Source organism: Bacillus sp. PK5-006, assembly GCF_054161415.1.
On sequence record NZ_CP096414.1, the window covers coordinates 498,967 to 511,279 of the forward strand.

10 protein-coding genes are annotated in these 12,313 nt (G+C 42.5%); all 10 read left to right on the top strand.

All coding sequences use genetic code 11. The features are described 5' to 3' along the window. Nucleotides 1-123 precede the first annotated feature (123 nt). Nucleotides 124-447 (top strand): hypothetical protein, encoded by a 324-nt coding sequence (locus M1D84_RS02475; protein WP_024423640.1) that lies wholly within the window; start codon nucleotides 124-126, stop codon nucleotides 445-447. Nucleotides 448-471: 24 nt separating this feature from the next. Beyond that, nucleotides 472-2,580, top strand: a complete 2,109-nt coding sequence (locus tag M1D84_RS02480; protein WP_073207608.1) for a SpoIID/LytB domain-containing protein — start codon at nucleotides 472-474, stop codon at nucleotides 2,578-2,580. A gap of 23 nt (nucleotides 2,581-2,603) precedes the next feature. Continuing rightward, nucleotides 2,604-4,094 (top strand): N-acetylmuramoyl-L-alanine amidase, encoded by a 1,491-nt coding sequence (locus tag M1D84_RS02485; RefSeq protein WP_024423639.1) that lies wholly within the window; start codon nucleotides 2,604-2,606, stop codon nucleotides 4,092-4,094. Nucleotides 4,095-4,220: 126 nt separating this feature from the next. Continuing rightward, the gene (locus M1D84_RS02490) at nucleotides 4,221-5,717 is read left to right on the top strand and encodes a cell wall-binding repeat-containing protein (RefSeq protein ID WP_257802396.1); all 1,497 of its coding nucleotides are present in this window, start codon (nucleotides 4,221-4,223) and stop codon (nucleotides 5,715-5,717) included. 137 nt (nucleotides 5,718-5,854) lie between these two features. Then, complete coding sequence (locus tag M1D84_RS02495; RefSeq protein WP_372713472.1) at nucleotides 5,855-6,442, top strand: prolipoprotein diacylglyceryl transferase; 588 nt, start codon at nucleotides 5,855-5,857, stop codon at nucleotides 6,440-6,442. A gap of 199 nt (nucleotides 6,443-6,641) precedes the next feature. Continuing rightward, nucleotides 6,642-7,301 carry a sugar transferase gene (locus M1D84_RS02500; protein ID WP_024423636.1) on the top strand — a complete coding sequence of 220 codons (660 nt, stop codon included), beginning with the start codon at nucleotides 6,642-6,644 and terminating at the stop codon, nucleotides 7,299-7,301. An 18-nt stretch (nucleotides 7,302-7,319) separates the two neighbouring features. Next, nucleotides 7,320-8,771, top strand: a complete 1,452-nt coding sequence (tuaB, locus tag M1D84_RS02505) for a teichuronic acid biosynthesis protein TuaB (RefSeq protein WP_024423635.1) — start codon at nucleotides 7,320-7,322, stop codon at nucleotides 8,769-8,771. Next, nucleotides 8,768-9,973 (top strand): teichuronic acid biosynthesis protein TuaC, encoded by a 1,206-nt coding sequence (gene tuaC / locus M1D84_RS02510; RefSeq protein WP_458106395.1) that lies wholly within the window; start codon nucleotides 8,768-8,770, stop codon nucleotides 9,971-9,973. Before tuaB ends, tuaC begins: the two co-directional genes overlap by 4 nt. Nucleotides 9,974-10,027: 54 nt before the next feature. Then, a complete protein-coding gene (tuaD, locus tag M1D84_RS02515; RefSeq protein ID WP_151039828.1) occupies nucleotides 10,028-11,365 on the top strand; it encodes a UDP-glucose 6-dehydrogenase TuaD in 1,338 nt (445 codons plus the stop codon). A gap of 14 nt (nucleotides 11,366-11,379) precedes the next feature. Beyond that, a complete protein-coding gene (locus M1D84_RS02520) occupies nucleotides 11,380-12,309 on the top strand; it encodes an NAD-dependent epimerase/dehydratase family protein (protein WP_024423632.1) in 930 nt (309 codons plus the stop codon). Nucleotides 12,310-12,313: the final 4 nt, after the last annotated feature.

Sequence of the window (12,313 nt, forward strand, 5' to 3'; positions counted from 1 at the left end):
CAAGTTATTTTTTTACTCTGAACCTAGATATAGACGTTGTAACAAAAAAAAGGTTTCAAAAAACCTTAAATTTACCTTAAAATAATAACTTATAAGACGATACAAAGACATGAGGTGAAAAAAATGAAGAAAATCGTCGTTTTACCGTTCTTAATACTGCTACTAGGTATCGTGCTCACAGCATGTGGAACGGCTGAGCAGTCCTCAGGAGAAAACAAGACAAGCAGTTCAACTCCTCAGGTACTGGAAGAGAAAGCTGAATTTATTGGAATGGCTGATGCACATACAGTCGAAGTGAAAAAAGTGAATACGACCCTAAGCTATGAATTTACGGATAATTTTAAAGATGTGTTAAATGAATTTAAACCAGGAGACACAGTAGAAATCTCTTACTTTATTAATGACAGTGGTCAAAAGGAAATCCAGAAGATTGAAAAACAGAAGTAAAAAAGATGGGCGGGATGAACAAAATTGAAGAAAACAGGCGTTACACTAATCGTTCTCATGATACTGACTCTACTAGTTGCACCCTTTCAGTCTGCCATGGCAAGCTCGGCAATTTCAGTGAAATTGTCTAATTATATCGGAAACAAAACAAGCATGGATATCTCAACAACTGGGGAATACAAGCTATCAGGATCAAATGTTGCTGTGACGAAAAGATATGACGGCAAAAATAGATACGAAGTAGCCAACAGCATCGCATCTGCTGGCTGGAAAAATCCATCAACTGTTGTCATTGTCAGTCGTGATGCATTTGATCATGCAATTTCTGTATCACCGTTAGCATACAAACTGGGCGCACCTATTTTGTATACGAATATTGAAAAACTGACGAAAACAACAGAAAACCAGCTCAAGAAAATGAAGCCGGATAATATTCTGATTGTCGGAAATACGAAAAGCATTTCAACAGCTGCTGAGAAGTCTATTAAAAAGTATGGCAAAGTCAGACGTATTAGTGGAAAAGATAAGTTTGAAATCTCCCAAAAAATCGCTAAAGAAATGGGTAACTATAAGCAAGCTGTCGTTGTCGGCGGGAACTCATTTATGAATGGGATTGCCATTGCATCCTACGCATCGAGAAAGGGATACCCTATCCTGTTAACAAAAAAAGATTCCATTCCGTCTTATAGAATGCCAAGTAAAGTGATCATCATCGGTAGTACGAAAAGTACTGGACAAAAAGTTGAAAATCAAATCAAAAAAACCTCACAGGTGACAAGAATCAGCGGTGCCAATCGCTATGAATTATCTGTGAATATTATAAAGAAATTAAATATTAATGCAGATAAAGTTTATTTGGCAAAAGCCTCTAGCTATATTTATGCGATGCCGCTGTCTCAATTGGCTGCAAAATCTAACAGTACGGTTGTGTATGTAAAGCCCGATTCTGTCACAGCGTCTTTAAAAGCACTGCTGAAGGAAAAAGGTACATATGCTTATCATCTTGCTGGCAGCACAAGTGCAATTAAAGATAGCTTGAAAAACTCATTAGCCAAACAAGTCTATCTGAAAAAAAATCAAAACTACCAATTGAATATTTCTAACGGAAAAATTTCATTAAAAGGCATAAAGACGTATAACACAGTAAGAGTTGTTCCTGAGAAATATTCAACAAAAAATGTCCTTCAAATTGCAGGAAAGCCGTATTTAGGCAGCGTAAACTTTGCAATTGAATCAGGGTATATCAGGCCGACTCTCGAAAATATTCCATTTGAAGACTATTTAAAAGGTGTAGTGCCAAATGAAATGCCTGCAAGCTGGAATGTTGAAGCGTTAAAAGCACAGGCGGTTGCTGCTAGAACGTATTCGGTGAAAAGTATTGGAAAAGTCGTCCCTGATACAACAGCCTTCCAAGTATATGGAGGATATAACTGGTATACAAATTCGACAAAAGCTGTCGATGCCACAAAAGGAAAGGTTCTGAAATATAACAATCAGCTCATTTCAGCAACCTATTACTCTAGCAATGGCGGTTATACAGAGGCAAGTGAAGAAGTATGGGGAAATGCACTGCCATACTTAGTGGCCAAAAAGGATCCAAAAGATCCAGTCAATCCATGGACACTGAAACTCTCTAAAAAACAACTAGGCACGACATGGACTGCTAGCACAGCAGCTTCTCAATGGTCTAAAACAAAAGAGACAAATGCAGCTGACCTTGCCGGCCTGAAATCATGGTTGCTCAAAAACAAAGAAACTGCTGCATCTGATATGAAAATCGCATCGATCTCAAGCCTGACGTTCTCAGGGAAAACAAAAGGCCAGCGTGCGAAGACGGTATCGATCAAACTGACATACCATCTGAAAAACAAAACAGGCACATATTCGGTAAACAAAAGCACAACGGCAAGTATGAAGATGACCGAGTTTCGATCAGTCATGGGCGCAACAAAGGTGAAAAGCACGTTTGCGTCAGTCAAAAACAACACAAATGACTTCACGATTTCAGGAAAAGGATATGGCCACGGCATTGGTATGAGCCAATACGGAGCCAAAGCGAGAGCTGAATCTGGAAACTCATATTCTTCCATACTCTCGTTCTACTATCCAGGTACAAAACTAACAAACTATTAAAGGGTAAAAGGAGGACATAGAAGATGCGCTCAATGATGAAAACAGCCATCCTCAGCCTCATCGCCATTTTCGTTATCGTTCCAACAGCATTGGCAGACAATTCAGTCTCAAGAATTGATGGCGGGAGCAGATATGCTGTAGCGGCAAACGTAGCGAAAAAAGGATGGGGAACTGCAAGTACAGTCGTTTTAGTAGGGAAAACTGCGTATGCAGATGCAACAGCAGGAATTCCACTTGCATATCAAAAAAATGGACCAGTTCTTTACACAAACAGTAAAAGTCTTTCGGGTGATACAAAGAAAGCCTTAACTTCATTAAAAACAAAGACGGTGATCGTTTTAGGCAGCACATCAAGTGTGTCAAATAACGTGGTCAACCAAGTGAAGAAAATGGGCATCTCCACACAGCGTATTTCAGGAAAAAACCGATATGAGCTATCTGCCAATATCGCGAAAAAAATGAAAAAGCCAGCAGGCGTCGTTGTCGTTGAGGGTTCTTTCTATGCACATGGGATTGCGATTGCACCTGTAGCAGCTCAAAAAGGATTCCCAATTCTATATACAGATAAAAAGGGACTTCGTTCTGAAATCGCTTCTGTTGCAAAAGCAAGCAATGTGAAACAAACCATTGTAGTCGGCGGAGAGAATTACGTCACAAAAGCAGCTTATAACCAATTGAAATCACCAACACGGATCAAAGGCTCGACTCGTTATGATGTCGCGGCAAATATTGTGAAAAAGTACAATATGAGTGTCAATAATACCTATGTAGGAAGAGGATTTGGTTATGCCACTTCATCTTCTGCTGCAGGCATTGCAGCGAAGCAAAACAAAGCATTGCTTCTAACGAATGAAAAGACACTGCCAAAAGTAACAAGAGCAACAGTGAGCAGTAAGAAAATCACCAAATTTACTGTCGTAGGCAGTACAAATACAGTGACACCAACTGTTGTGAACCAGCTGAAAAACCCGGCTGTTGGGAAAAAAGTATTCATTGATCCAGGTCATGGTGCGCATGATTCAGGAGCTGTAGGATACGGATTATATGAAAAGAATTTGAATTTAGATGTAGCAAAGCGTTTAAATACGAAATTAAACAACGCTGGTGCACTTGTGACCATGTCAAGAACATCAGACACATTTGATAGTCTTCAAACACGAGTGAGCAAAGGTGCGTCAGCAAATGCAGATATCTTTATCAGTGTCCATGCGAACTCAAACGATAACAGCAGTGCAAACGGAACAGAAACGTATTATGACAAAACCTATGCGGCTGCAAACAGCCTGAAGCTGGCGCAAAACATCCAGCCTAAAATGGTCAGCGCACTAGGTACAAGAGACCGTGGTGTGAAAACAGCTGGCTTCTACGTCATTAAATATTCTAAGATGCCGAGCGTTCTTTTGGAAACTGGTTTTGTTTCCAGTCCAGTTGATTCAAACATCTTGAAATCTGCTACGTATAAAGATCGATTAGCGTCAGGTATTTCAAGCGGTGTGTCAGGTTATTTTAGATAAGAAAACACAAACCTGAGGGGTGCCTCAGATACTCCTCTTAGGCTGCTCGAGAACGTACTCGGCAGCCTTTTTTCAAAAGTTCATGAAGTTCCTGGGTGAAGGGTTCAAACCAAGGAGGTTGACTTCATGCGTGTTGATATCAAATGTATGTTACTGATTGCTATTTCACTATGTTTATATACACCATCCGTTTTTGCCCAGCACACTGTATCGAGGATAGAAGGAAGCAATCGGTATGAGGTGGCGGTAAATGCCGCGAAAAGGGGCTGGCAGGAAGCGCCTGCCGTTGTTCTTGTGGGCGGTGATGCTTATGCAGATGCCCTGAGTGCTGTGCCTTATGCATACCAGCAAGGGGCCCCAGTCCTCTTAACGAATGCTAGCAGTCTTTCGGATGCTGCAAAGACAGGGTTGCAGCAGCTGAAAACGAAGCGTGTAACAATTCTTGGCGGGACTGCGAGTATTTCTGAAAAAGTCGTGAAGCAGTTAAAAGCGATGAATCTATCCGTTTCCCGTATTCAAGGAAAGAACCGCTATGAATTGGCGGCAAATGTGGCGAAGCACATGAAGAGTGCTAGTGCGGCAGTCGTCGTCAATGGTTCTGCTTATGCTGATGCTGTCGCGATTGCTCCATACGCTGCTAAACAAGGCTATCCTATTTTATTAACAGATGCGAAAGGACTGCGCGAGGAAACAGCCAATCTATTAAAAAACAAAGCAGTCAAGCGGACCATTGTGATCGGCGGAGAAGCAAGTGTCAATAAAACGGCTTTTCAAAAGCTTCCATCACCAGTCAGAATAAGCGGAGCCAATCGGTATGAGGTGGCTGCCCAAATTGCTAAAACGTATCCAATGAAGACAAGCCAAACATTTATGAGTTATGGGTATGCCTATGCAGATGCAGCCGCTGCGGCAAGTATAGCAGCGAAACAGGGCCAAACCCTTCTTCTTACAGACGCTCAAACGGTGCCGGATGCTATCAGAAAAGTCATCGGAGCCAAACAGATGTCAGCTTTTTCTGTGGTAGGCGGAACATCAACCGTTCAAACGAATGTCATCACGCAGTTGAAAAATGCGGTGTTAGGCGAAACAATTTTTATTGATCCAGGTCATGGTGCGCAGGATGCGGGAGCGATAGGGAATGGGCTGCTTGAAAAGAACATCAATTTAGAAGTAGCATTAAAGCTGCGGTCAAGGCTTCACCAAGCGGGTGCACTTATTGTCATGTCGAGAACTTCTGATACATTTGACTCCTTGCAGACACGTGTCAGTAAAGGAGCCCAGGCAAGTGCTGATATATTCATCAGTATCCACGCCAACGCAAATGATAACAACGGTGCGAATGGAACAGAGACGTATTATGATACGACATATGCAGCTGCTCATAGTGTCAAGCTGGCACAACAGGTTCAGCCTCGAATGGTCAGTGCCCTTGGAACAAAAGATCGCGGAGTGAAAACAGCAGGGTTCTACGTCATCAAATATTCTAGAATGCCGAGTATTTTGCTAGAAACGGGCTTTGTAACAAGTCCAATCGATGCGAGTATTTTAAAATCTACCGCTGCAAAGGACCGGCTGGCTTCTGGAATTGCAACTGGTGTGTCCAACTACTTTGACGTAAAATGAATCACGAATGATGTGTCAAGTTAAAAATACATTTCATTTTTGGTTATGTTTGTTATAATTGAAACATAGAAGGTGAATGGTTTACACATAAATCTTCAAATGACAGCAAACCGACAAATCATGAAGAGGTGACGATTTTGAAAAAATTAATCACAATGCCGTTTCTAGTATTGCTTCTAGGTGTATTGCTCACAGCGTGCGGCACAACAAATCAATCAAGCGATAACAAAAAGGATGACAGCAAAAAAGAAACAACCGAAGCAGCCGATCAAAACAAAGATAAGGCTGCGGACAAAAAATCAGAAGATCAATCATCAAAAAATGAAAAATCAGATGATCAAAGTAAAGAAACAGCTGCTCAAACAGAAGAGCCAGCAAGTCAATCTGATGAAGAGGCAAAAGACAGCTCAAGCAAAGAAATTACAAAAGAAGAACCTGCTAAAGACCAATCAAAAGCTGACTCAAAAGGTGACTCTAAAACAAAGAAAGAATCAACGACTAGTAAGAAAAATGAAGTCACCAAAGAAGGCACATATGTCGGTTTGGCTGATGGACATACAATTGCTGTCAACATTGATGGAAAAGAAGTAGCTATTCAATTCGGAAATACATTTTCTAAACAAGTGAACAGCTTAAAAGAAGAATCAAAAGTAAAAGTAACCTATACAAAAGATGCAAACGGAACACTTCGATTAAAAACGATCGAATCTGTAAAAGCAAAATAAAGAAAAGACCCGGAGACCCGCAGAATTGCGGGTCTTTTTTACGTTCAAAAGGGCATAACTTGATATAAGTGCACATTCTTAACACAGTTTTACAAGACTTAACAGCGCATTTACATTTGCTTAATGTTGCTCTGCTAAACTGACTTTCATAGAACATCTCTTTACACAACAACTACTTTGAATGGTGAGGTGCAGGTCAGTGAGTGCAGAGAAAGCGATGAATCTTTACAGAGAATATGAAGTGAGACGAAATCACTCTTTTGCCTTAACAGAACATATGGTTCGTTATTTATTTGCAAAACGTTTCATAGATTTAATGTTCTCGTTCATCGGATTGATGTTGAGTACGCCAATCATTTTGCTGTTTGCTCTTTTGATTAAGCTGGAAACACCAGGGCCAGCCTTTTATATGCAGGAAAGGGTCGGGAAAGACGGTGTTTACTTTAAATTATGGAAGCTCAGATCGATGAGAATTGACGCAGAAAGCGGAGGAGCGAAATGGGCGCAAAAAAATGACCCGCGTATCACCAAAGTGGGGGCATTCATCCGTAAAACAAGAATTGATGAACTTCCGCAATTTATCAACGTGTTAAAAGGAGAAATGAGTATCGTAGGTCCTCGTCCAGAAAGACCGATGTTTACCGCAGAATTTAATCGGACGATTCCAGGCTTCACAAAAAGGTTGGCGGTAAAGCCGGGGCTGACAGGTCTTGCTCAAGTAAATGGCGGATATGAAATGAGTCCAAGTGAAAAATTAACACATGACTTACAGTATATTCAAAACTTGACATTTTCTCTCGACACGAAGATTATGGTAAAAACGTTAAAAGTCATCATGACTGGTGACGGAGCCAGATAAGTAAAGTAGGGAAGAGAAATGGCAAGTATGAAAAAAAGCATGCTAGGCGGGGCAAAATGGACAAGCTTGTCCGCATTGATCATCACCATCATCCAAATTGCACAGTTCGCTTTTTTAGGGAACGTGATGTCACTCAAGGAGTTTGGACTCGTTGGCATGATCACAACTGTCACAATATTTACGCAGATTTTACTTGATCTAGGAATTGGGGCAGCAATCATTCAAAAGGAACAAACGACAGAACGTCAATTATCTACATTATATTGGATCAACCTGCTCACAGGGATTCTCTTGTTTTGTCTGCTCATCCTGCTAAGCCCAATGATAGCCGCTTTTTATAACCGGCCAGAGCTAGAGGGTCTGCTCAAGCTATTATCGATTATGTTTCTGATCGCACCGATTGGCCAGCAGTACCAGTATATGATGCAAAAAGACTTAGCCTTTAAAACATTAAGCACCATTGAAGCCATTGCGACCATCATATCGCTGCTCGTTTTACTCGTTTTCGCCTTCTTCATGAATCCGATTGTCGCCTATGTCATTTCTCAAGTGCTGCTGCAATCAGGAAAAGGTCTCATGTATGCAGCGGCTTATTGGAAGAAGTGGCGTCCAGCACCTGTATTTGCATTAGGAGAAGTGAAGGAATTTTTCTCATTCGGTGCATTCCAGCTCGCATCCAGACTGGTTAACCGAGCAGGATCAAACATCGACATGATTTTAATCGGCCGGTTTCTTGGAGCGGAAGCGTTAGGTATTTACAGCTTGGCGTATCAAATTGTAACAATACCCGTGCTGAAGATAAATCCGATTGTGACGAGAGTGGCTTTCCCGGTTTTCGCAAAAAGTCAACGGGATCACTCCATGCTGCGAGAGGGCTTCCTGAGTATGACGAATATGCTCGCATTGGTTAGTTTTCCATTATTAATCGGCCTTGCTGCCGTATCAGATAGCTTTATAGAGGTCGTGTTTGGAGAGAAATGGCTAGTAGCGGTTCCGGTTTTAAATATATTGTGCATTGTTGGCCTTCTGCGTGTGCTGATGAATCCAAACGGTTCAATCCTTCTTGCAAAAGGGAGAGCGGACTTAGCCTTTTATTGGGATACGGGGATGCTTATCGTGTATGGCTGCGCATTATATGCAGGTGTCACGACAGGCAGTCTGCTCACAGTAGCTTGGATCTACTCAGGTGTCAGTCTGCTCAACTTTATTATCGGCAGATGGCTCATGGCATATGTCATTCAGCTTGATATGAAGGTGTATTTAAAATCACTTGGAAAGCCCGCTGTCATGACGCTGCTCATGGCGGTCTGTGCGATAGCTTTACATCAAGGGATGAAGCTGACATCAGCAGATATTTCACTTCAATTACTACTGACTGTTTGTGTCAGTGCTGCATTGTATGGCTTGCTGCTCATCAAAATGTATCCGCAGGCTGCAGGCAAATTATTGAGAAGAGGTCGTTCGTCATGAAGGTACTATGGCTGACAAGTGTATATCCCAGTGAAAAACATCCGAGTGAGGGTGTATTTCATGAAACGCAAGTACAGGAGCTGCTCAAACAAGGAATAAAAGTGACTGTCATTTGTCCTAATCCAGTGAATCCACCGGTTTTACGGATGCTCAAGGCATCCTATCGGCAGAAAAGGGATCTGCCTGAACAGGAAGTGAGGAACGGAGTGAAGGTTTACAGACCGCCTTATCCAGCGCTCCCTGGACAGCTGAAATGGGCGCAGCCGAGTAAACGAATAGCGGCTTCCGTTCTCAGAGCAATGCAGCGTCATCAGCTGTCACCAGATTTTATCCATGCGCACTTTGCCATGCCGTCTGGCGGAGCGGCGGCTGTTATTCAGAAAGAAACGAAAATCCCTTATCTTCTGACCTTGCACGGCAGTGATGTGAACGTATATCCGAACTATAGCAAAGGGGCGAAGGCAGCCTTTGAAACGGCGGTGAGGCAGGCATCTGCTGTTCTGACAGTGAGTGAGGAGCTGGCTAAAAAGACAAATGAGATGACGAAGGTAGAAGCAAAATGTCTTCCGCTTGGTATTCCGCTCCGATCATTTTCCAGAACGGAAGAAGGTCAAGAAGGCATCAGAAAGCACTTACGTTTACCGCTTCAAGATAAGCTCGTTGTTTTCGTCGGGCGTTTAGTGAAAGAGAAGGGCTTGCTTGAATTAGCTGAAGCTGTCAGCAGCATGGATGGAGTGAAAGCAGTCTTTGTTGGAAAAGGCCCCCTTGCAAACGAACTCAAGGAACGGGCGGGGGCATCTATTATACTCCCAGGGCAGGTGCCGAATGAGCAAGTGAGAGACTACTTAATGGCAGCTGATCTGTTTGCACTCCCTTCCTACAGTGAAGGAATGCCAACCGTCGTTCTAGAAGCGCTCGCTTTAAAAGTACCTGTCATTGCAACACGGGTTGGTGGTCTCCCATCCTTATTTTCAACCTATCAACACCTGCTCGTTGAACCGCGTTCGACGCGTCAGCTGAAAGAGGCGATTCACGCCTGCCTTTATGAAAACAGATGGAATGAAGAAGTGAAGAACGATCTTTATGAAATGGTTCATACAGAATATTCATCAGAACATAATGCGAAACATCTCATTCAGCAATATGAGAAGGTGCTCAATCAACATCCATCGTTTAAACAAGATGAAATGTGCAAAGAATGATAGATAGATAAACAGCTTGGAACGGACAATATGCTTTTACTGAGAGGATGAAAAATGTTGAAGAAAATTGCTGTGATTGGAACAGGTTATGTCGGGTTAGTATCGGGTACTTGTTTTGCTGATATCGGAAATCGTGTCATCTGCTGTGACATCGATGAATCAAAAATCAACAGCTTAAAAAGTGGTGTCGTTCCCATTTATGAACCAGGTTTAAAAGAATTGATTGAAAAGAATACAGAAGAAGGAAGACTGTTTTTTACAACGAATATTCCTGCCGCTATTAGGGAATCAGAGATTATCTATATTGCCGTAGGGACACCGATGACACCACAGGGGGAAGCAGATTTAACGTATGTGAAGGCTGTCGCTCAAACGATCGGTGAACACATGAATGGCTATAAAATCATCGTCAATAAAAGCACAGTGCCCGTTGGAACAGGCCGTCTCGTTCAAGCCATTGTGGAAAAGGCATCGCGCAGTAAATATCCTTTTGATGTCGTATCCAATCCAGAGTTTCTCCGAGAAGGCTCAGCGATTCAAGATACGATGAATATGGAGCGGGCGGTCATTGGTTCGACTAGCACTCATGCCTCTAGCATCATCAAAAGACTGCATGATCCGTTTCAAACAGAGGTTGTGGAGACCAACTTAGAAAGTGCTGAAATGATTAAGTATGCTGCAAATGCCATGCTTGCCACAAAAATCTCATTTATTAATGACATTGCAAATATTTGCGAAAGGGTAGGCGCTGACGTTGAAAAAGTCAGTGAAGGAGTTGGATTAGACAGCCGAATCGGGCATAAATTTTTAAAAGCAGGCATTGGATTTGGAGGTTCTTGTTTCCCGAAAGACACGATGGCTCTTCTCAAAATTGCCGAAACATCTGGGTACCGGTTCAAGCTGATCGAATCTGTCATTGAAACGAACAACAACCAAAGAGCCCACCTGGTCAGCAAATTGATGAGTGTGTTCGGTGATATTAAAGGAAAAACCATTTCTGTCTTAGGCCTCGCCTTTAAACCGAATACGAATGATATGCGTTCAGCGCCTGCACTAGATATTATCCCAATGCTGAGAGAGCTGGGGGCTTTTGTGAAAGCCTATGATCCGATTGCTTATGTAGAAGCTGAACGTGAGCTTGGCCCGCAGGCGGTTTTCAGCAACGACCTGTACGAAACAGTAAAAGATACAGATGCCTGTCTCATCCTAACAGAATGGGAAGACGTACAGAAGATGGATAAAGACCAGCTCAAGCAGCTACTTCGCTCGCCGATTGTAATTGATGGAAGGAATTTGTTTGATCCAGCAGAAATGAAAGAGAGAGGATTTATTTACCAGTCGATCGGCCGCCCAAGTGTATGGGAAGCAGAATTGGTATCGAAGGCACAATAACAGGGGGAGCTTGGATGAAGAAAGTATTGGTTACTGGGGGAAGCGGATTTATTGGATCACATACGGTAGAGGCTTTACTAGAAAAAGGCTATGAGCCCATCGTTCTTGATAACTTTTCAACTGGATCACGAGAAAATATTGCTCATCTTTCCGTGCAATGCATGGAGGCAGATGTCACAAAGCCAGCGACGATTGATTTGATCAAACAAATCGCACCGGATTATATCATTCATCTTGCAGCACAAGTAAGTGTAGCGGTTTCCGTTCAGGATTTCGTATATGACGAAGAGGTCAATATAAAAGGATCTCTGCACGTCATGAAAGCTGCGGCTGAAGCAGGAGTGGAAAAAGTCATCTTTGCCTCATCGGCAGCTGTCTATGGAGACCCGGTGTATCTGCCAGTAGACACCGCTCACCGGCTGAAGCCTGGTTCACCTTATGGCTTAGCAAAACTGACAGTAGAGCGGTATTTAGAAATGGCAAAATCACTCTATGATGTGGACTATTGTATTCTCAGGTACAGCAATGTATATGGTCCGCGCCAAGATGCACTTGGCGAAGGCGGTGTTGTCTCTATTTTCTCTGATAAGTTTGCAAAGGATGAGGCTCCTTTTATCTTTGGAGATGGGGAACAAACAAGAGACTTTATCTATGTGGGTGATCTAGCGGCAGCAAATGTTGCGGCTTTAACAGCCCAATCAAACGTTTGTTTAAATATTTCGTGTGGTGATTCCATCACTGTGAATGAACTGTTTCAAACGATGAAACGGGTAACGAGATCACAGCTTGAACCGATTTACAAGCCGCAGCGTGCAGGAGATATCGTGCATAGTACATTGGCAAATGAGGAAACGAAACAAGTCTTAGCATGGGAGCCTGTTGTGAGTTTACAGGAAGGTTTGGCTCGTACCATTTCCTACTATAAACAGGAAGTCAAGGCTTAATCCC